Below are 20089 nucleotides of genomic sequence, written 5' to 3' on the forward strand. Positions count from 1 at the left end.
TATAGAAATTTGTCACTATTAATTTTAGTACTATGTTTTGCTTGTAAAAAACCTATGAAAACGGATATTGAACCCATAAAGAAAACCAACGAAAACCTACATAAACAAGTCGTTTACCAAGTGTTTACACGTCTGTTTGGAAACACGTATTTAACCAATAAACCGTGGGGAACCATTGAAGAAAACGGTGTGGGTAAGTTTAGTGATTTTACAGATAAAGCGTTAAAGGAAATCAAGGATTTAGGCGTTACTTATATTTGGTATACAGGTATTCCTCATCATGATGTCATAACAGATTATACAAAATATGGTATTTCAAATGACGACCCAGATGTTGTAAAAGGTAGAGCAGGGTCGCCATATGCGGTAAAAGATTATTATAATGTAGACCCTGATTTGGCTGAAAATCCCGAAAACAGATTAGAAGAATTCAAGGCACTTATTGAAAGAACTCATAAAGCAGGATTAAAAGTAATCATAGACATTGTTCCTAATCATGTTGCTAGAAATTATCATAGTTTATCAAAGCCTGAAGGTGTTGAAGATTTTGGAGCAAAGGATGATACAACTGTTGTTTATAACGTGAACAATAACTTTTATTACAACCCAGGAGAAGCATTTAAAGTTCCAAATTGGCGAGATGGTTATAAACCGTTAGGGGGAGAACATAACCAATTACTGGATGGTAAGTTTAAGGAAAGTCCAGCGAAATGGACAGGTAACGGATCTCGTGCATCGCAACCAGATATGAATGATTGGTACGAAACAGTAAAAATAAATTATGGTATATCACCAGAAGGTCATAAAGACTTTAATGAATTACCGGAAGGTTTTGAAAATGAAAATTACACTAAACATTTTAAATTTTGGCAGGACAAAACGGTTCCAGATTCATGGATTAAATTTAAGGATATTGCTTTGTATTGGTTGGATTTTGGTGTAGATGGTTTTAGATATGATATGGCAGAAATGGTGCCTGTAGAATTTTGGAGTTATATGAATTCAAACATCAAAATGAAAAATAGTGATGCTTTTTTATTAGCCGAAGTTTATAATCCTAGTCTCTACAGAGATTACATTAAAAAAGGAAAAATGGATTATCTATACGACAAGGTGCAACTTTACGATACCATAAAGCACATCATGCAAGGTCATGGCAGTACCGACTATATTCCTAAAATTCAGGAAGATTTAAAGGATATTGAACATCATATGCTTCATTTTTTAGAAAATCATGATGAACAACGCATAGCAAGCCCTGAGTTTGCAGGAAATCCCAAAAAAGGACAGCCAGCCATGGTTGTTTCAGCCACAATAAGTACCTCACCAACAATGATTTATTTTGGACAGGAATTAGGCGAACCCGGAGCCGAAGATGCTGGATTTGGAAAGCCTTCAAGAACCTCTATTTATGATTATATAGGAGTGCCACATGTGCAACGTTGGGTTAATAACAAACAATTTGATGGTGGAAATTCTTTAGAAGAAGAGAAAACGCTTAGAGATTTCTACAAACGCTTACTGAATATTACCATAAAAAGTTCGGCATTAGCTGAAAACTATGAGGATATTCATCACTATAATAGGCAACATACAGAATGGTATAACGACCAAGTGTTATCATTTGTACGTTGGAGCGATACCGAAAAATTAATTATAGTTTCAAACTTTAATCCTGATAATACTTACGGTTTCGAGTTGCAATTACCTCAAGATATAATAAGTAAATGGGGTTTAAATGATGGAGATTACCAGGTAAAAGACCAATTATATAATCAATATCAGTCTACCTTAAAGGTTCATAATCATCATGCTACTATGCGAATAGATATAAAACCTTTAGAATCATTTATTCTTAAAATCAATTAAATTATGCATAAATTTTTAGTTCTACTATTGGCTGTTTTAACGATGTTCAGTTGTAAGTCAAACGATGAGAATAATGAGCGTGATGCAAAAAAGGAAGTGCCATTTGTTTGGAATGGTGCAAATCTATACTTTTTGTTAGTAGATAGATTCAATAATGGAGACACTTCAAACGATATTAATTTTAATAGAACAAAAACAACAGGAAAATTAAGAGGATTTGAAGGGGGCGATATTAAAGGAATAACGAAAAAAATAGACGAAGGCTACTTTACTGATTTAGGTGTAAATGCCATCTGGTTATCACCTGTTGTAGAACAAATTCATGGTGCAACAGATGAAGGGACAGGCGTTACTTATGCATATCATGGCTATTGGGCAAAGGATTGGACGGCACTAGACCCTAATTTTGGAACCAAAGATGATTTAAAAACTTTGGTAGAGGCTGCCCATAAAAAAGGAATCAGAATCGTTCTTGATGCCGTGATTAATCATACAGGTCCTGTAACAGATGTAGACAAGGTTTATCCTAACGATTGGGTACGGACCGAAGATAAGTGTGATTATAAAGATTATGAAGGGACTGTAACGTGCAACTTAGTTGAAAATCTGCCAGATATAAAAACAGAGAGTAATGACAGTGTAGCACTACCTCCATTATTAGTTGAAAAGTGGAAAGCTGAAGGGCGTTATGATAAAGAAGTTGCAGAATTGGATGCCTTTTTTAAACGAACAGGCTACCCAAGAGCACCTCGTTTTTATATCATTAAATGGTTGACAGATTATATCAAAGAATTTGGGATTGATGGCTATAGAGCTGATACAGTTAAGCATACCGAACCCTATGTATGGCAAGAATTTAGAACCGAATGTGACTATGCTTTTTCTCAATGGAAAAAGAATAACCCTGATAAGGTTTTAGATGATAATCCGTTTTATTTAGTAGGAGAAGTATATAATTATAACATTAGCTCCGGACAGATTTTTGATTATGGTGATAAGCAAGTCAATTTCTTTGACCATAGTTTTCATAGTTTGATAAATTTTGAATTTAAATCAGATGCGAAAAATTCTTATGAAGCCACATTTTCTAAATATTCAAAACTATTAGATAATCAATTAAAAGGATTTGGCACATTAAATTATGTGACATCACATGATGATGCTAGTCCTTTTGATATTAAAAGAGAAAAGCCTTATGAAGCTATCACAAAATTATTGTTGACACCGGGTACTTCACAAATTTATTACGGAGATGAAACGGCTAGACCATTAATTATTGAAGGCACTGTGGGAGATGCTACACTTCGGTCTTTTATGAATTGGGATTCTATTCAAACCAATGAAGACACAAAAAATCTTTTGTTACATTCACAAAAATTGGGACGATTCAGGGCAAACCACCCAGCAATAGGAGCAGGGATTCATCAAATGATTACTCAAAAACCCTATGTTTTCTATAGAAGTTATTCTAAAGGAGCATACAATGATTTAATTGTTATTGGATTGGATTTACCAAAAGGAATAAAAACACTTGATGTGTCCAAAATATTCAAGGATGGTGAAATGTTGCACGACGCTTATTCAAATCAGAATGTAAACGTCAGTAAGGGTAATGCTGTGATTGATTCTGAATTCGATATTGTATTATTGGAGAAACAATAAATATCATATGGATTTATATTAATTGCCAATGTATTTTAATAGCTTTATAAATTCAAAAAATAAAGCAAAAAATGACATCAGTTCAAGATTTATTAGATCTTTTAATTCTAGAAAAAGTTGATGACACCCAGTTTATTGGGCATAGCAAAACCGTTGGAAATCAATATGTGTTTGGCGGTCAAGTTTTAGCACAAGCCATAAATGCTGCCTGCAGAACCATTCATAACGAGCGCATTTTACATTCTATGCACGCTTATTTTTTAGAAGCGGGGCAGTTGCATTTACCAATTGTATTTAATGTTAGTTTAGTAAGAGACGGAGGTAGTTTTTCGGTAAGGCGCGTAACGGCTCAGCAAAATGATACTACTATTTTTATTTTGTCGGCGTCATTTCATAAGAAGGAAGAGGGTTACAATCACCAAATAGAAATGAAAACTGATTTAAAACAACCGGAAGCTCTTCTAAGTTGGAACGATATTTTACATCAGTTTGGTGATTATTTACCAAAGCGACTTAAGACTTTTTTTGAAATTGAACGTCCGATTGAGTTTAAACCAACTGAAATTGTAAATCCATTAGAGAAAAAAGATTTACCGCCGTTTAGTAACGTTTGGTTTAAGTTGAAAGGTGATATTAAAAATTTAGATTTAGCTACTAAGCAGCAAGTATTAACCTATATTTCAGATTATAATATTTTGGTATCAGCACTTAATCCTCATGCCAGTGTGGCGCATTGGGGCAATACGCAAACAGCAAGTTTAGACCATTCGATGTGGTATTTTAGAGATTTTGATTTTGATGATTGGTTGCTGTTTTCCATGGAATCGCCAAATGCTTCAAATGCTAGAGGATTTGCAAGAGGTAATATATTTTCGAGAGATGGCAAGCTGGTCGCATCAGTGGCTCAGGAAGGATTAATGCGACCTTTAGACAAATAATATCTAACAAAGAGACATGCAGAAAATAGGTCACAGAGGCGCCAAAGCGTATGTTGCCGAAAACACCATTGCATCGATACAAAAAGCCTTAGATTTTGGTGTGGATTGTATCGAAATAGATGTGCATGTGTGTGCTTCGGGCGAGTTGGTGGTATTTCATGATTTTACTTTAAATAGGATGACCAACGGAACAGGAGAAATTGGTAAAAGGACACTTTCTGAGTTGAAAGCATTGCAAGTTGACAATCATTTCAAAATTCCAACTTTAGAAGAAGTTTTAGATGTTATTAATAAAACATGTTTGTTGAATATAGAGTTGAAAGGAAGATATACGGCTGAAAAAACAGTTGAGGTTATTGAAAGATATATCAACCAAAAAGATTGGAAATATAGCGACTTTTTAGTGTCTAGTTTTCAGCATCATGAGTTGGAAGATGTTTTTAAAATCAATAAAAAAATTCCGTTGGCAGTTTTAACAAAAGCAAGTATTTTTGAAGTCTTAGAATTTGCTGAAACCATAAACGCCGTTGCAATTCATCCTAATTTCGCATTGCTAACCAAAGAGAATGTAAAACGAGCGCAATCAAAAGGTTTTAAAGTTAATACGTGGACTGTGAATGATGATGAAACCATACTCCGAATGAAAGATTACGGCGTTGATGGTATAATTTCGGATTACCCAGATAGATTATGATTAAAAAAGATGTGATAATTGTTGGTGGCGGTGCAGCCGGTTTTTTTGCAGCTATTAATATTGCCGAACAAAATCCAAAATTAAGTGTCGCTATCTTAGAACGTGGAAAAGAAGGCTTGGGGAAAGTGAAAGTTTCTGGTGGTGGACGCTGTAATGTAACACATGCAGAATTCATGCCGCAGGAATTGGTGTTGAATTATCCACGTGGCGAAAAGGAATTGCTAGGGCCTTTTCATCAATTTATGACTGGTGATACCATTGAATGGTTTGAAAAACGAGGTATCGAGTTGAAAATTGAAGAAGACGGACGCATGTTTCCAGTGTCAAATTCATCGCAAACTATAATTAATTGTTTTCTTCAAGAAGCTAAAAAGCATAAGGTCGATATATATTATAATTATTCGGTAATATCTTTTAAAACGGATAATGAATTCTGGGAGATTGAAACATCAAAAGAAAATTTTATTACGGAGAAATTAGTTGTTGCCACAGGAAGTAATACAAAAATATGGAAGCTTTTAGAACATTTGGGGCATTCCATTTCGCCGCCGGTTCCTTCATTGTTTACATTTAATATTAAAGATGAACGGATAAAAGATATTCCTGGTGTTGTGGCTTCAAATGTTGAGATTAAAGTTATTGATACCGATTTATATTCCGAAGGGCCTTTACTAATCACACATTGGGGGATGAGTGCCCCTGCGATTTTAAAACTATCGGCTTTTGGTGCTTTAGAATTGGCCAAACGCAACTATAAATTTCAAATAGAAATTAATTTTATCAGAAAATCATTTGGGAATTGTTTAGATATTTTGAAGGTTTTAAAACAGGATTTAGCTAAAAAAACAGTTTATAAATCGGCACAGTTCGAAATGCCTAAACGACTTTGGCAGCAATTGATTTTAGCATCTCATATGGATATAGAAACGCGCTGGGCAGATATGAATAAAATGCAATTAGAAGCCTTAGCTAATCAATTAACAAAGGCGATTTTTTATGTGGATGGAAAGAGTACCTTTAAAGAAGAATTTGTAACGGCGGGTGGTATCGATTTAAAAGAGGTTAATTTTAAAACCTTTGAAAGTAAGCTGTATAAAAATCTTTATTTTGCTGGTGAAGTCTTGAATATTGATGCGGTAACTGGCGGATTTAATTTTCAAAATGCCTGGACGAGTGGGTTTATCGTCGCGAAACATATCTCAAAATAAAATGACAACATATATTGCATTACTTAGAGGAATTAATGTTAGTGGGCAAAAAAAAGTGCCCATGGCAGCATTAACCTCGGCAATGCAAGAACTGGGTTTGCTTAATGTGAAAACCTATATTAATAGTGGAAATGTGGTGTTTCAAACCGTAAAAACAAATCAGAATCAACTAGAAGAATTAATAAAGAACAAGTTGTTTTCTTATTTTGGTTTTGAAGTTTCGGTGTTAGTAAAAACTTGCAAACAATTAGATGTAATTTTATCTAAAGCACCATTTTCAGACGAAAAAACAGAGCAAAGCTATTTTACATTGCTTCATAAAAAGCCTGATAAAAGTTTAGTTGAAGCCCTTAAACATGTAACATATCATAATGAAGAATTTTACATCACTAACGAATGTGCTTATTTTTATAGTACAATTGGTTACGGAAGAGCCAAATGCAACAATAATTTTTTTGAAAGAAAATTAAAAGTAACTGCTACCACAAGAAACTATAAAACTATGGTAAAGTTATTATCTTTGTGCTCAGATTAGTTGTTATGACAGAACAAAATTTTATCCCAAAAGCATATTCCGAATCTATCGAAAAAGGACAATTTACATGGTCGTCGCCAAGTAATATTGCTCTTGTTAAATATTGGGGAAAAAAGGACAATCAAATTCCTCAAAACCCTTCAATTAGTTTTACGCTGGATAATTGTAAAACAACAACAACACTTCGTTTTTCTAAAAAAGAGAATCAGGATAATTTTTCATTTGATGTATTTCTAGATGGAGACAAAAAAGACGATTTTAAACCAAAAATTGAAACATTTTTCAAGCGTATTGAAGTCTATTTACCATTTTTAAAAGAGTATCATTTTACGATTGAAACCAGCAACACTTTTCCGCATAGTTCGGGTATTGCTTCGTCTGCTAGTGGTATGAGTGCTTTAGCCATGTGCTTGATGAGTGTTGAAAAACAATTAAGTAATGCTGTCGCTCCGAGCGAAGAGGAAGGGTCTTTTGAATCATATGATGATTATTTTAATAAAAAAGCGTCGTTCTTAGCACGTTTAGGTTCTGGAAGTGCTTGTCGAAGTATTGAAGGTGATTTAATTGTTTGGGGCGAACACAGAGAAATAAAAGGAAGTAGTGATCTTTTCGGAACAAAATATCCTTATAAAGTACATGAAAACTTTAAAAACTACCAAGACACGATTCTGTTAGTAGATAAAGGCGAAAAACAAGTAAGCAGTAGCGTTGGTCATAACCTAATGCATAATCATCCATTTGCAGAACAGCGTTTTACGCAAGCAAATGATAATCTGTCTAAATTAATAGATATTTTTAAATCTGGAGATATCTATGCGTTTATTGAGATTATAGAAAGTGAGGCCTTAACGCTTCATGCGATGATGATGACAAGCCTACCGTATTTTATTTTAATGAAGCCTAATACTTTGGAGATTATCAATAAAATATGGCTGTTCAGGCAACATACGGGGTTACCTGTTAGTTTTACATTAGATGCTGGTGCTAATGTCCATGTGTTATATCCTGAAAAAGATGCGGCTTCAGTTTTAGAATTCATTAAGAATGAATTAGTTGCATATTGCGAAAATGGACATTATATTTGCGACATAATTGGTTTTGGAGCAAAACAATTGTAACTTTATAAAGCCAATATCAAAATAAGTAATGAAAGGACCGCTTTTTTATTCGAAAATTTTACTCTTTGGAGAGTATGGAATCATTAAGGATTCCAAAGGATTGTCAATTCCTTATAGTTTTTACAATGGTGCTTTAAAAAAAGCAGATAACCCTTCTGAAAAAGCTATCCAATCAAACCAAAGTTTACAACGTTTTGTAACTTATTTACAAAGCATCAATTCAGAATTGGTAAGGTTTGATATCGAGCAACTTCAAAACGATGTTAACGACGGTATGTATTTTGATTCTTCCATTCCGCAAGGTTATGGAGTAGGAAGTAGTGGTGCTTTAGTAGCTGCTATTTATGATAAATATGCTTTTGACAAAATAACCGTTTTAGAAAACCTGACAAGAGAAAAACTTTTAAAGTTGAAGTCTATTTTTTCTGAAATGGAATCTTTTTTTCACGGCAAATCTTCTGGTTTAGATCCTTTAAATAGCTATTTAAGTATTCCTATTTTAATCAATTCAAAAGATAATATTGAAGCTACGGGTATTCCTTCTCAATCTACAGACGGTAAAGGTGCCGTGTTTTTAATAGACAGCGGTATTATTGGAGAAACAGCTCCAATGGTGAGTATCTTCATGGAAAACATGAAGCAAGAAGGGTTTCGTAATATGATTAAAAATCAGTTTATAAAACACACAGATGCTTGTGTTGATGATTTCTTAAAAGGCGATATTAAATCACTGTTTAAAAATACCAAACAATTATCAAAAGTTGTTTTAAATCATTTTAAACCAATGATTCCTATAGAGTTTCATGAGCTTTGGAAAAAGGGTCTTAAAACTAATGACTATTATTTGAAACTTTGTGGTTCAGGTGGTGGAGGCTATATCCTTGGTTTTACAGAGGATATTGAAAAGGCTAAACAAGCACTTAAAGATTATAAATTAGAAGTAGTTTATAATTTCTAATTTCCACAAGTACAAAATATCTTTCACAAGAGTCTTTTAATTATTTTTTATGTTTACAAGAAAGCAGAAACATATTCTAATTAAATTTTTTAGTATGTTTTCTGTAGTAAGAGGCTACAATATTTTAATTATTGTTGTAGCTCAATATCTAGCTTCAATATATATTTTAGCGCATGATAAACCCTTAAGACAAGTTCTTTTTGATCCTAATTTGTTTGTCATTGTTTTAGCATCAGCTGTTACTATTGCTGCGGGTTATATTGTTAATAATTTTTACGATTCTGAAAAGGATTTAATCAATAAACCCATAAAATCTAAACTAGATAGATTAGTAAATCAACATACCAAGTTGTCTTTTTATTTTGTTTTAAACTTTATAGCCGTTGTTTTGGCTAGTTATGTGTCTTTTAAAGCTGTACTATTCTTCTCTGTTTACATTTTTGGTATATGGTTTTATTCGCATAAATTAAAAAAACTACCTTTTATTGGAAACTTAACGTCTGCCATTTTAACTATCACCCCTTTTTTCGCTGTTTTTATTTATTACAAAAATTTTGAACACGTTATTTTTGTTCACGCTACGTTTTTGTTTTTAATTTTATCCATGCGAGAGCTTACTAAGGATTTAGAAAATATTAAGGGAGATTTAGCGCTAAATTACCAGACTATTCCTATTGTTTATGGAGAAAATGTATCAAAGATTATGTTAACTGTGTTATCGGTGTTAACCTTAATCCCAACGTTTCTCTTGTTGTTTAAATTTAAATTAGGGTATATGTATATATACTTCTATTTAAGTATTGTTTTATTGATTATTTTTTTAGTGCTTTTATGGAAATCTAAAACAAAAATTCATTATTTAATTCTTCATAATATTTTAAAATTCATCATTGTATTTGGGGTGTTTTGTATTCTGTTAATTGATGTAGATGTTGTATTAAACAGACTGTTTTAAGATTTTTAGCTGAAGTCATTAGTAAATGGTATTGAAAATCAATAAATCGTAATTTATAAAGTATCTTTGCACAAAATAAATAGAAATGAGTAGACATCAAGGAAGTAAAGGAAAAGGAAAAGGAAAAGTTTCAGGAAGAGGATCTAATAATAGTCGCTCAAAAAGTTATGCACGAGGTAATGCTCCTGTAAAGTCAAAAGCGGCTACATCTAAATCTTCAGGAAACAACAAATCACAATCATCTAATCCAGATGAAGTTAGATTGAATAAGTATATTGCTAATTCGGGTGTTTGTTCGCGCAGAGAAGCCGACACACATATAGCAACAGGGCTAGTTTCTGTAAACGGAAAAATAATTACAGAAATGGGTTATAAGGTTAAGATTGGTGATGAGGTTCGTTATGATGGAGCTAGAATAAACCCAGAGAAAAAAGCCTACGTTTTATTAAACAAACCCAAAGGATTTGCCACTACTACCAGTGAGGGTAAAGGAAGAACTGTGATGGATTTGGTAGCAAATGCTACGACATCGCGTATTAAACCGATAGGTCGTTTAGGTAGAAACTCTAAAGGATTATTATTATTCACCAATGATGAAGTGATAGCAGATAAGTTTACCAATTCCAAAAACGGAGTGACACGTTTATTTCAAATTGAATTAGATAAAAATTTAAAGCTAGAAGATTTAAAAAAAATCCAACAAGGGTTTAAGGTTGAAGGCAAGTTAATCGCCGTTGAAGAAATCAGTTATATTGATGGTGCTTCAAAAAAAGAAATTGGATTAAAAATAAAAAATACAGGCAATACGATTATCAGAACTATTTTTGATTATTTAAAATATGAAATTATTAGCCTAGATTGTGTTGCTATTGGTCATCTTACCAAAAAAGATATTCCTCGAGGACATTGGAAACATCTTACAGAACAAGAGTTAAATACGCTTAAAATGCTGTAGTTTAATTAGTTGTATTCTTTAAAAAAAAATAAAAAAAAAGCACAAAATTCAATTTTTTATATTTCATTTGTAATGCATTTAGCTGAACAGTTTTGAAATATGTTTCTATGTTCGGGCTTATGGACATTAGGAAGTTATGTTCAAAAGTAGTTTTTAGATTAAGCAACCGAATTTTAAAGCTAACTTCCACGTATACAATAACATCAAGCCAACATGCAAATGGTTTTGTGCCTACCACTTGCATCCAAAAGCAAATTTGATTTTCTCATTAATTATTGATTTTATAACTTGTAAGTGAAAAATTTTTGAGAAATTTATACCAGATAAAAAATAATGAATACTAAATACATTGACCTTATTAGCCAAACTTTTGATTTTCCGCAAGAAGAATTTAAGTTGGAGGATAAGAATCTTCAATTTCATGATATTGATTTAATGGAATTGGTTGAAACTTATGGGTCTCCATTAAAGTTTACGTACCTGCCTCAAATATCTAATAACATTAATAGAGCCAAAGGCTGGTTTGAAAAAGCTAAAAAAAATAATAAATATAAAGGAAAATACAATTACTGTTATTGCACCAAGAGTTCTCATTTTAAGCATGTTTTAAATGAAGCCCTAAAGAATGATATACATATTGAAACGTCTTCGGCTTTCGATATTGATATTGTCGAGAATTTAAAACGTGAAGGTAAAATTACCGATAAGACCTTTGTTATAAGCAATGGTTTTAAACGAGCCCAGTACGTAACAAATATTGCGCGTTTAATCAATAATGGCCATAAAAACTGCATTCCTATTATTGATAATTATGAAGAAATCGATCTATTATCAGAAGAAATTAAAGGGAAATTCAATATAGGGATTAGAATAGCTTCTGAAGAAGAACCAAAATTTGAATTTTATACCTCTAGGTTAGGAATAGGCTATAAAAACATCGTACCTTTTTACAACAAACAAGTACGTGATAATAAAAAAGTGAAGTTAAAAATGCTACACTTCTTTATTAATACCGGGATTAGAGACAATGCCTATTATTGGAATGAATTATCAAAATGTTTAAAGGTTTATACCAGTTTAAAACACATATGTCCATCACTGGACAGTTTAAACATTGGCGGTGGATTTCCTATAAAAAATTCGCTAGCTTTTGATTTTGATTATGAGTATATGGTAGATGAAATACTCAACCAGATAAAATTAGCTTGTGATGCAGAGGAAGTTCCTGTTCCGAATATATTCACAGAATTTGGTAGTTTTACAGTAGGTGAAAGTGGCGGAGCTATTTATGAAGTACTCTATCAAAAACAACAAAATGATCGTGAAAAATGGAATATGATTAACTCCTCGTTCATTACAACATTACCAGATACTTGGGCCATTAATAAACGTTTTGTAATGTTGCCAGTAAATAGATGGAATGATACGTACGAGCGAGTGCTTTTGGGAGGCTTAACATGCGATAGTGACGATTACTACAATAGTGAACAACATATGAATGCGATTTACCTACCAAAGTATAATAAAGAAAAACCTTTGTATATTGGCTTTTTTAATACGGGAGCGTATCAAGAAACGATTGGTGGATTTGGCGGTTTACAGCACTGTTTAATTCCGTCACCAAAGCATATCTTAATTGATAAGGATGAGGATGGAAACCTTACTCAGGAATTATTTAGTGAACAACAAAAAAGTGAAGACTTACTTAAAATTTTAGGTTATAATGATTAATAAAACGTATGCAGGAATTCCAGAGGAATTTTCTAAGTTAGAACAAGCAAAAATTGTGCTGATTCCTGTTCCTTATGGTGAGGCAAAGGATTCTGTAAAAGCATCTAAAAAAGGGCCAGAAGCTTTTTTACGAGCATCAGAGGACATAACACTTTACGATATTGAGACTGATACAGAAGTCTATCAACAAGGTGTTTATTTAGCTGATGCAGTTACCGAAGACTCATCGGCAGAAGCGATGGTTAATGCTGTGCACCAATCAGCTAAAAAATATATCAAAAAAAATAAGTTTGTTACGCTGGTTGGAGGAAATCATACCATATCTATTGGTGCCATTCGTGCTTTTAATGAATGTTTTAATAGTTTAACAGTGCTTCATGTAGATGCACATGCCAATTTGTTAAAAACTTATAAGGGGTCAGCATTGCATGAAAATTGCGCTCTTTATGAGGCTAGCCAAACAACCAATTTAATTCAAGTTGGCGTTCGTTCTATGAGTGCTATAGAAAAAACGGTTATAGATGAAGAGAAAATATATTTTGCTAATGAAATGGCTGTTGATGACACATGGATGGATTCAGCTATTGACCAAATGACAGATAATGTATATATTACGTTTGATTTGTCAGCAATAGATATTTCAATCATGACGTCTGTAGCAAGACCAGAACCAGGAGGATTATTTTGGTATGAAACGTTAGATTTTTTAAGCAAGTTGTTTAAAGAAAAAAATATTGTCGGACTTGATTTGGTAGGATTATGTCCTAATGAATTAAATGCATCGTCAGATTTTTTAATGGCAAGGCTTTATTATAAAATGTTAAGTTATAAGTTTGCAGATGAAAATGTGGATGATGATTATGATAATTCATACGAAGGCATAAACCAAAAAAATAATATTTCTAAATTTGATGATGATGACGAATACTAAAGGAGCAATTTCTAATTTTATTGAAAAGTACTACCTGCACTTTAATGCGGCAACTATTGTTGATGCAGCAAAAGCTTATGAAGAACAATTAAAGCAAGGCTCAAAAATGTTGGTGTCTCTAGCAGGAGCTATGAGTACAGCTGAATTAGGTAAGATTTTTGCCGAAATGATACGTCAAGATAAAGTTCAAATTATATCCTGTACAGGTGCCAATCTTGAGGAGGATATTATGAATTTGGTAGCACATTCGCATTATAAGCGTGTGCCTCACTATCGTGATTTAACACCACAAGAAGAGTGGGATTTACTAGAAAAGGGATTAAACAGAGTTACAGATACATGTATTCCAGAGGAAGAGGCCTTTAGACGATTACAAGAACATATCTATAAAATTTGGAAAGAGGCCGAAGAGAAAGGCGAACGCTATTTACCTCATGAATATATGTACAAAATGTTACTGTCCGGTGTTCTTGAGGAATATTATGAAATTGATTTAAAAGATTCTTGGATGTATGCAGCAGCAGAGAAAAATTTACCTATAATTGTGCCTGGATGGGAAGATAGTACTATGGGGAATATTTTCGCAAGCTATGTGCTTAAAGGAGAGCTTAAGGCAAGTACCATGAAATCAGGAATAGAATACATGACCTTTTTAGCTGATTGGTATACCGATAATTCAAAGAATGGTATTGGCTTTTTTCAAATAGGAGGAGGTATAGCAGGAGACTTTCCTATATGTGTAGTCCCAATGCTTTATCAAGATATGGAACGAACAGATACACCTTTTTGGAGTTATTTTTGCCAAATTAGTGATTCAACCACAAGTTACGGGTCTTATTCTGGTGCCGTACCAAATGAGAAAATAACTTGGGGAAAATTAGATATTAACACACCTAAATTTATTATAGAGAGTGATGCCACTATCGTAGCACCACTTATTTTTGCCTACCTATTAGATATGTAATTATGAATAAAAAAGACAACCGAAAAAGAGTCATAGTTGACTTTAAAAAATTAACACCAGAAATTTTAGGCCTTTTAGTAGAAAAGTATCCTGATGGTTATGATGAAGATGATATTATTTCATTCAGAAATGCTAAAAACGAACTAGTTGAAGCTGTCGAAGTTAATACTGAAGACACAAAGTACCTGATTAAAGTGAGTACTAAATTAGTTAAAACGATGGAAAATTATGATGAGGATGATTATGAAGATTTTGATAGTGATGATCCAGAAGCTGTACAAGATCCAGATATAGTAGCACCTGATGAGGATTCAGACGAAATTGATTTAGATTAAAAGATTAACAACATGATAGAAGCTGTTTTTATATCATACGAAGACGGTTATTTTAAGTTTTTATTCGAAACGGGAGAAGATATGGCTTTTGAAGAAGTCCACCCAAGAGCCTTAAAGCAATTTGATTTAAAAAATGATGAAAGCTTAATAGGTAAATCATTTAGGGTATCGTACATTGAAGTTGTAGATAGCTCAGATGAAGATTTAGTATTTTATAGAGTAGAAAGTTTAAAGCCACTTTAAAAACTTGAATATGGACACACCATTTCATATGTCGTTACCATGTATTAGCATAAAAGAAACGAAAAAATTTTATGTTGATAGTATTGGAGCCAGTTATGGTAGAAATACTCAAAACTGGATAGATATTAATTTGTTCGGACATCAAATTACATTTATAAAAGCTAAAAAGTTCAATTTTAATAGTCCTAATTATATTTTTGAAGGCAAAATATTACCATCATTTCATTTTGGTGTTATTGTAGATTTAGATACTTGGAATACAATATATTCAAAATACAACAGTTTGAAAGAAGATTTAGTAACAGAATCTACTTATTTAAAAGACCAATTAGGGGAACACATATCGTTTTTTGTTAAAGATCCTAATGGCTATATGTTAGAATTTAAGACATTCAAGGAATCAAAAGACATATTCAAAGCATAATAAAAATACACTCCCGCCACATGTAAAACTCTAAAAAGTTTTACTAAAAGCATTTTCAGACTTGAGGTGGCAAACTTCTGAAATAATACACAATTTCATTTTAATAGTTACAAGTAAAACAATAAATCTAATTTTCTAGAAGACTATTAGTCATTTGCATGCACTTGTAAATTTAATACATATAAAAATTATGAAAACAATTTATTTGTCAGTAGTTGCCTTATTTATAATACCTTTATTTTCATTCGCACCGTTAAAAACAAATAATACTAATATTGTTAATCAAGATCCAATTACGGTTGAAGCTGTATTTGATGGACATGAAGATTATGGTTATAATTTTATCGTAAATCAAGATAATCAAGATGAAGAGTATACGTTAACATTTCAAAAAATTAACAAAGAAGTTTCTTCAGAATTTGATTTGGAATCTGATGCTTTATTAGGAGCAAAATTTAAAATCACCTATACCACAGAAACCATAGTAACAAAAGATGCAGATGGTTATGAGGATGAAGACATCGTTAATACCATTACAAAACTTGAAAAATTATAAATAATATAGTCAATGTATTTTTAGGCTGCCATTTTTGGTGGCCTTTTTTATAAATACTTCCCAAATAAAAAAGCTATAAATGATGGTGTATTCTAAAGCAATTATCCATAGATTTTCTGTGTTATCTGAATTTGTATAAGCCAAATAACTTAATATGCCAACAAAACTCCAAATCAAGGGAAACCTATATCTAGTAAAAACACTTAAAATTAAAAGTGTTGCAATATACCATGGGTGTACAGTTGTGCTTGTAAAATAGTAAAATGATAACACCAATAGCATACTAGTAATTAGGCCTGGTAAGGTTTTATTTTTTCTAAATAGCGCTATAGCTATAACAACCAAAACAACTAATATAGGAATAATTTTTCCTATAATACTAATCTCATTATAACCGGTAACTAAATAGCCTATTGCTCTAGCTATGTAATATAAACTAGCATTAAATTCAAAATCTTGAAACCATAAGGCAACAGTTTTTGTGTAATTAATTATAAATTCTGAAGAATAAAAAGGTAAAAATAAAACTAAAGTTGTCAAACCAACAATGCTGTAAAAGTACATTAGTTTTGCTATTCCTTGTATTTTGTAATTATTACTCATAACTGCCTTGTTATTTTCATCAGGTCTAATAAATTTTGATGTTTTTTGTAAAGACTTAAAATGGTCACTAGGTTTTACAAACCACTTAAAAAGAAGAGGTAAAAAAATAAGAGGAATTAATTTTACTGAAATTGATAATGCTAAAATAATGGCAGAAAATTTCAATTTCCTAGATTGCAGTAAATATAAACTCCATACTAAAAAAAAAATCATAACTCCTTCAAAATGAAGGTTTCCAGTAAGTTCTATTATAACGAATGGATTAAGGATATACCAAAATATATTGTGAATAGGAATGTTAAGTTTTTCAAGAATTTTTTTTCCAAAATAAAACGTTCCCAAATCTGCTAAAATAATTATAATACGCATTACAATAGCAGAACCCAAAATACTCTTTCCTGCAAATAGTCCTGCAATTACAAAACAAAGCTGATTAACAGGTGGATAGTTGGTAAAGTGGCTACCATTTAAAATTCCCATGCCATTGTATAATTCTTGGGCTTGATATACTGGAAAAACACCTTTAGAGATAAACGATTCCGGAGTAAATAAATAAGGGTTAATCCCCTCTAAAATCATTCTGCCATCCCAAATAAAGCGATAAAAATCTTGAGATAGATTTGGAAGAGCAAAGAGAAAAATAAATCTTAACAAAAAAGATATAATAAACAAAAAGGTAATGGCGTTTTTGTTAGAAATTGTTAGTTTATAAAACAAATAAAATAGAGCTGCATACAGCATAATCAGCTTTATATAATCTGTCCTCACTAAACCATAGGCAAAGCTGATATAAAAGAGTATGCAAGAAAAAACCAAGAGTAGTGAAAATCTATGAAATTTTAAAAAATTGGTGTTTAAAAGCATATTTCAAATATAAGATTATTTGGTAAGATGCAAGCCTTAAAAAACTATTACGATATAGTTAATAACTAAATGAATTTTTCGATATTATATGATATCTGTCATAAATTAAAAAACAGTCCTGTTCTAATTTTGACATACATAAACAGACAAAATCAAACAAATATATAAGTTATGAATATTTCACACATTGAGCACTTAGGTATTGCCGTTGAAAATTTGGAGGAATCAATCAAGTATTATGAAGACGTTTTGGGAATGACCTGTTATTCCGTAGAAGAAGTGGCAGATCAAAAAGTTAAAACGGCCTTTTTTTTAGTAGGTAATACTAAAATTGAATTGTTGGAAAGCACGTCTCCAGATGGACCAATTGGTAAGTTTATTGCTAAAAAAGGTCAAGGAATTCATCATATAGCGTTTGCCGTAGATAATGCTACCAAAGCTTTAAAATTAGCCGAAGAACGAGGAGTCACATTGATTGATAAAGAATCAAGAAAAGGGGCAGAAGGCTTAGATATTGGGTTCTTGCATCCAAAATCTACATTAGGGGTTCTCACAGAACTTTGTTCAAAACCCGAATAATTTCAATTAATAAAATACATAAGTAAAAACATAAGAGTATGGCAAATCAAGATAAAATTAACGAGCTCATTGAAAAAAGAGCCAAAGCAAGATTGGGAGGCGGTGAAAAACGTATCGATTCTCAACATGCTAAAGGGAAATTAACGGCTCGTGAGCGAATAGATATCCTCTTAGATGATGATAGTTTTGAAGAGTTTGACATGTTTGTAACTCACAGAACTAAGTCTTTTGGATTAGACAAAGAAATATATTTATCAGATGGAGTTGTAACAGGACACGGAACTATTGACGGAAGAATTGTTTACATTTTTGCTCAAGATTTTACGGTTTTTGGTGGGTCACTTTCTGAGACCTATGCCTTAAAAATTTGTAAAATAATGGATATGGCTATGAAAATTGGTGTTCCTGTAATAGGACTGAATGATAGTGGTGGAGCTCGTATTCAAGAAGGTGTAAGATCGCTTGCTGGTTATGCTGAAATTTTTCAAAGAAATATTATGGCTTCCGGCGTTATTCCACAAATATCATCCATTTTAGGGCCATGTGCTGGTGGAGCGGTTTATTCACCAGCTTTGACAGATTTTACTATTATGACAGATCAAACAAGTTACATGTTTGTTACAGGTCCTAAGGTTGTACAATCTGTAACAGGAGAAGTTGTAACTCCCGAGCAATTAGGCGGAGCCACAATTCATTCTACGAAATCTGGAGTATCACACTTTTTAGCTGAAGATGATGAAGAAAACCTCATGCTGATTAGAAAAGTGTTAAGTTATTTGCCTTCAAATAATCTTGAGGATCCACCATTAATTTCAACTTCAGATCCTATAGATCGATTAGATGATATTTTGAATACCATTATTCCTGAAAATGCTAATCAGCCTTATGATATATTAGATGTTATTACAACCATAACAGATAATAGTGAGTTTTTAGAAGTGCATAGAAATTATGCAAAAAATATAGTAGTTGGTTTTGCTCGTTTCAATGGGCATTCGGTTGGTATTGTAGCTAACCAACCTAAGTACTATGCAGGAGTTTTAGATACCGAAGCTTCAAGAAAAGCTGCTAGATTTGTACGTTTTTGTGATGCATTTAATATTCCTATTATAACACTAGTTGATGTACCAGGTTTCTTGCCTGGAACAGGACAAGAATATGCTGGAATTATTTTACACGGTGCCAAACTATTATTTGCTTACGGTGAAGCAACCGTTCCTAAAGTAACAATCACACTTCGTAAATCTTATGGTGGAGCACATGATGTAATGAGCTGTAAACAACTTAGAGGAGACTTGAATTACGCATGGCCAACTGCAGAAATTGCTGTTATGGGAGCTAAAGGAGCAGTTGAAGTTTTAGAAGGCTCTAACATTCGTAAGATTGAAGATGCAGACGAAAAACAACATTATATTGAAGAAAAAGAAAATGAGTACACTACCAAGTTTGCAAATCCTTATGTGGCTGCTAAATATGGATTTATTGATGATGTAATTGAACCAAGAAATACACGATTTAGAATTATTAGAGCTTTAGAATTATTAGCTAATAAGAAAGAAGTAAATCCACCAAAAAAACACTCAAATATTCCATTATAATGACACATATATTATTATATACCGATAAGTTAAGTGAAGGCTATGTTATTCTATTTACTGGTTTAGTAATTGTTTTTAGCGGATTATTGCTGTTAACACTTTTTTTTAAGTTTGGATTACCATTTATGCTTTATATATACAAAATCATAACAAAAGGTCCAGATAAAAAGGTTGCAGAGATTTCTTCAAAAGTAAATGAAGAATTTACAGGAGAAGTTGCAGCAGCAATTTCCATGGCTATATACATGTACCTTGATGTAAAGCATGATAACGAAAATGCCATATTAACCATAAAACAAGCTCGTAAATTATATTCTCCATGGAGTTCTAAAATATACGGAGCCTATAATAAAAGATTGTAAAATCTTA

The 20089-nt window shown here is 32.3% G+C and carries 21 protein-coding genes; 20 read left to right on the forward strand and 1 reads right to left on the reverse strand.

Translation table 11 applies throughout. The annotated features are described in order from the left end of the window. Positions 1–54: 54 nt before the first annotated feature. The 17 genes from G5V56_RS16405 to G5V56_RS16485 all read left to right on the forward strand — a co-directional run bounded on the left by G5V56_RS16405 (position 55) and on the right by G5V56_RS16485 (position 16076). A complete protein-coding gene (locus G5V56_RS16405; RefSeq protein WP_240911386.1) occupies positions 55–1869 on the forward strand; it encodes an alpha-amylase family glycosyl hydrolase in 1815 nt (604 codons plus the stop codon). Between the two features lie 3 nt (positions 1870–1872). Beyond that, positions 1873–3531 carry an alpha-amylase family glycosyl hydrolase gene (locus G5V56_RS16410; RefSeq protein ID WP_166967095.1) on the forward strand — a complete coding sequence of 553 codons (1659 nt, stop codon included), beginning with the start codon at positions 1873–1875 and terminating at the stop codon, positions 3529–3531. Between the two features lie 71 nt (positions 3532–3602). Continuing rightward, positions 3603–4469, forward strand: coding sequence for an acyl-CoA thioesterase (locus tag G5V56_RS16415; RefSeq protein WP_166967097.1), 867 nt, complete (start codon positions 3603–3605; stop codon positions 4467–4469). 16 nt (positions 4470–4485) lie between these two features. Next, positions 4486–5163 (forward strand): glycerophosphodiester phosphodiesterase, encoded by a 678-nt coding sequence (locus G5V56_RS16420; RefSeq protein ID WP_166967099.1) that lies wholly within the window; start codon positions 4486–4488, stop codon positions 5161–5163. Then, the gene (locus G5V56_RS16425) at positions 5160–6371 is read left to right on the forward strand and encodes a BaiN/RdsA family NAD(P)/FAD-dependent oxidoreductase (RefSeq protein ID WP_166967101.1); all 1212 of its coding nucleotides are present in this window, start codon (positions 5160–5162) and stop codon (positions 6369–6371) included. The genes G5V56_RS16420 and G5V56_RS16425 overlap by 4 nt, the downstream gene beginning before the upstream one ends. Before the next feature lies 1 nt (position 6372). Next, a complete protein-coding gene (locus tag G5V56_RS16430) occupies positions 6373–6906 on the forward strand; it encodes a DUF1697 domain-containing protein (protein WP_166967103.1) in 534 nt (177 codons plus the stop codon). Positions 6907–6911: 5 nt separating this feature from the next. Further along, the gene (locus G5V56_RS16435) at positions 6912–8024 is read left to right on the forward strand and encodes a diphosphomevalonate/mevalonate 3,5-bisphosphate decarboxylase family protein (protein ID WP_166967105.1); all 1113 of its coding nucleotides are present in this window, start codon (positions 6912–6914) and stop codon (positions 8022–8024) included. Between the two features lie 28 nt (positions 8025–8052). After that, positions 8053–8982 (forward strand): mevalonate kinase family protein, encoded by a 930-nt coding sequence (locus tag G5V56_RS16440; RefSeq protein ID WP_166967106.1) that lies wholly within the window; start codon positions 8053–8055, stop codon positions 8980–8982. Positions 8983–9031: 49 nt separating this feature from the next. Continuing rightward, entirely contained in the window at positions 9032–9937 is a 906-nt protein-coding gene (locus G5V56_RS16445) for a geranylgeranylglycerol-phosphate geranylgeranyltransferase (protein WP_166967108.1), read from the forward strand. 85 nt (positions 9938–10022) lie between these two features. Then, a complete protein-coding gene (locus G5V56_RS16450; RefSeq protein WP_166967110.1) occupies positions 10023–10892 on the forward strand; it encodes a pseudouridine synthase in 870 nt (289 codons plus the stop codon). Positions 10893–11225: 333 nt separating this feature from the next. Next, positions 11226–12623, forward strand: a complete 1398-nt coding sequence (locus tag G5V56_RS16455; RefSeq protein WP_166967112.1) for a type III PLP-dependent enzyme domain-containing protein — start codon at positions 11226–11228, stop codon at positions 12621–12623. Then, positions 12616–13554, forward strand: coding sequence for an arginase family protein (locus G5V56_RS16460; protein WP_166967114.1), 939 nt, complete (start codon positions 12616–12618; stop codon positions 13552–13554). The genes G5V56_RS16455 and G5V56_RS16460 overlap by 8 nt, the downstream gene beginning before the upstream one ends. Then, positions 13541–14518 (forward strand): deoxyhypusine synthase family protein, encoded by a 978-nt coding sequence (locus G5V56_RS16465; RefSeq protein WP_166967116.1) that lies wholly within the window; start codon positions 13541–13543, stop codon positions 14516–14518. The genes G5V56_RS16460 and G5V56_RS16465 overlap by 14 nt, the downstream gene beginning before the upstream one ends. 2 nt (positions 14519–14520) lie before the next feature. Then, positions 14521–14853, forward strand: coding sequence for a hypothetical protein (locus tag G5V56_RS16470; RefSeq protein ID WP_166967118.1), 333 nt, complete (start codon positions 14521–14523; stop codon positions 14851–14853). A gap of 12 nt (positions 14854–14865) precedes the next feature. After that, positions 14866–15096, forward strand: a complete 231-nt coding sequence (locus G5V56_RS16475) for a hypothetical protein (RefSeq protein WP_166967120.1) — start codon at positions 14866–14868, stop codon at positions 15094–15096. A 10-nt stretch (positions 15097–15106) separates the two neighbouring features. Next, complete coding sequence (locus G5V56_RS16480) at positions 15107–15520, forward strand: VOC family protein (RefSeq protein WP_166967122.1); 414 nt, start codon at positions 15107–15109, stop codon at positions 15518–15520. A 190-nt stretch (positions 15521–15710) separates the two neighbouring features. Continuing rightward, the gene (locus tag G5V56_RS16485) at positions 15711–16076 is read left to right on the forward strand and encodes a hypothetical protein (RefSeq protein ID WP_166967124.1); all 366 of its coding nucleotides are present in this window, start codon (positions 15711–15713) and stop codon (positions 16074–16076) included. Positions 16077–16085: 9 nt separating this feature from the next. Here G5V56_RS16485 and G5V56_RS16490 read toward each other — a convergent pair whose 3' ends face one another. After that, a complete protein-coding gene (locus G5V56_RS16490) occupies positions 16086–17543 on the reverse strand; it encodes a mannosyltransferase (RefSeq protein WP_166967126.1) in 1458 nt (485 codons plus the stop codon). Positions 17544–17714: 171 nt separating this feature from the next. On the opposite strand from G5V56_RS16490, the gene mce reads away from it, so the two are divergent. The 3 genes from mce to G5V56_RS16505 are packed head-to-tail and all read left to right on the forward strand — an operon-like array spanning position 17715 to position 20082. After that, positions 17715–18122, forward strand: a complete 408-nt coding sequence (mce, locus tag G5V56_RS16495; RefSeq protein WP_166967128.1) for a methylmalonyl-CoA epimerase — start codon at positions 17715–17717, stop codon at positions 18120–18122. Positions 18123–18160: 38 nt separating this feature from the next. Next, a complete protein-coding gene (locus G5V56_RS16500) occupies positions 18161–19720 on the forward strand; it encodes an acyl-CoA carboxylase subunit beta (RefSeq protein WP_166967132.1) in 1560 nt (519 codons plus the stop codon). Then, positions 19720–20082, forward strand: a complete 363-nt coding sequence (locus G5V56_RS16505) for an OadG family transporter subunit (RefSeq protein WP_166967136.1) — start codon at positions 19720–19722, stop codon at positions 20080–20082. Before G5V56_RS16500 ends, G5V56_RS16505 begins: the two co-directional genes overlap by 1 nt. The last annotated feature ends 7 nt before the right edge of the window (positions 20083–20089 follow it).

It is taken from the genome of Yeosuana marina (genome assembly GCF_011762485.1).
In the GTDB taxonomy this organism is placed as follows: domain Bacteria; phylum Bacteroidota; class Bacteroidia; order Flavobacteriales; family Flavobacteriaceae; genus Yeosuana; species Yeosuana marina.

What these genes read in the sequence shown, in the direction of transcription:
- G5V56_RS16405 (WP_240911386.1), top strand. Translation starts at nt 55, where the DNA reads ATGAAAACGGATATTGAACCCATAAAGAAAACCAACGAAAACCTACAT.
- G5V56_RS16410 (WP_166967095.1), top strand. Translation starts at nt 1,873, where the DNA reads ATGCATAAATTTTTAGTTCTACTATTGGCTGTTTTAACGATGTTCAGT.
- G5V56_RS16415 (WP_166967097.1), top strand. Translation starts at nt 3,603, where the DNA reads ATGACATCAGTTCAAGATTTATTAGATCTTTTAATTCTAGAAAAAGTT.
- G5V56_RS16420 (WP_166967099.1), top strand. Translation starts at nt 4,486, where the DNA reads ATGCAGAAAATAGGTCACAGAGGCGCCAAAGCGTATGTTGCCGAAAAC.
- G5V56_RS16425 (WP_166967101.1), top strand. Translation starts at nt 5,160, where the DNA reads ATGATTAAAAAAGATGTGATAATTGTTGGTGGCGGTGCAGCCGGTTTT.
- G5V56_RS16430 (WP_166967103.1), top strand. Translation starts at nt 6,373, where the DNA reads ATGACAACATATATTGCATTACTTAGAGGAATTAATGTTAGTGGGCAA.
- G5V56_RS16435 (WP_166967105.1), top strand. Translation starts at nt 6,912, where the DNA reads ATGACAGAACAAAATTTTATCCCAAAAGCATATTCCGAATCTATCGAA.
- G5V56_RS16440 (WP_166967106.1), top strand. Translation starts at nt 8,053, where the DNA reads ATGAAAGGACCGCTTTTTTATTCGAAAATTTTACTCTTTGGAGAGTAT.
- G5V56_RS16445 (WP_166967108.1), top strand. Translation starts at nt 9,032, where the DNA reads ATGTTTACAAGAAAGCAGAAACATATTCTAATTAAATTTTTTAGTATG.
- G5V56_RS16450 (WP_166967110.1), top strand. Translation starts at nt 10,023, where the DNA reads ATGAGTAGACATCAAGGAAGTAAAGGAAAAGGAAAAGGAAAAGTTTCA.
- G5V56_RS16455 (WP_166967112.1), top strand. Translation starts at nt 11,226, where the DNA reads ATGAATACTAAATACATTGACCTTATTAGCCAAACTTTTGATTTTCCG.
- G5V56_RS16460 (WP_166967114.1), top strand. Translation starts at nt 12,616, where the DNA reads ATGATTAATAAAACGTATGCAGGAATTCCAGAGGAATTTTCTAAGTTA.
- G5V56_RS16465 (WP_166967116.1), top strand. Translation starts at nt 13,541, where the DNA reads ATGACGAATACTAAAGGAGCAATTTCTAATTTTATTGAAAAGTACTAC.
- G5V56_RS16470 (WP_166967118.1), top strand. Translation starts at nt 14,521, where the DNA reads ATGAATAAAAAAGACAACCGAAAAAGAGTCATAGTTGACTTTAAAAAA.
- G5V56_RS16475 (WP_166967120.1), top strand. Translation starts at nt 14,866, where the DNA reads ATGATAGAAGCTGTTTTTATATCATACGAAGACGGTTATTTTAAGTTT.
- G5V56_RS16480 (WP_166967122.1), top strand. Translation starts at nt 15,107, where the DNA reads ATGGACACACCATTTCATATGTCGTTACCATGTATTAGCATAAAAGAA.
- G5V56_RS16485 (WP_166967124.1), top strand. Translation starts at nt 15,711, where the DNA reads ATGAAAACAATTTATTTGTCAGTAGTTGCCTTATTTATAATACCTTTA.
- G5V56_RS16490 (WP_166967126.1), bottom strand. Translation starts at nt 17,543, where the DNA reads ATGCTTTTAAACACCAATTTTTTAAAATTTCATAGATTTTCACTACTC.
- mce (WP_166967128.1), top strand. Translation starts at nt 17,715, where the DNA reads ATGAATATTTCACACATTGAGCACTTAGGTATTGCCGTTGAAAATTTG.
- G5V56_RS16500 (WP_166967132.1), top strand. Translation starts at nt 18,161, where the DNA reads ATGGCAAATCAAGATAAAATTAACGAGCTCATTGAAAAAAGAGCCAAA.
- G5V56_RS16505 (WP_166967136.1), top strand. Translation starts at nt 19,720, where the DNA reads ATGACACATATATTATTATATACCGATAAGTTAAGTGAAGGCTATGTT.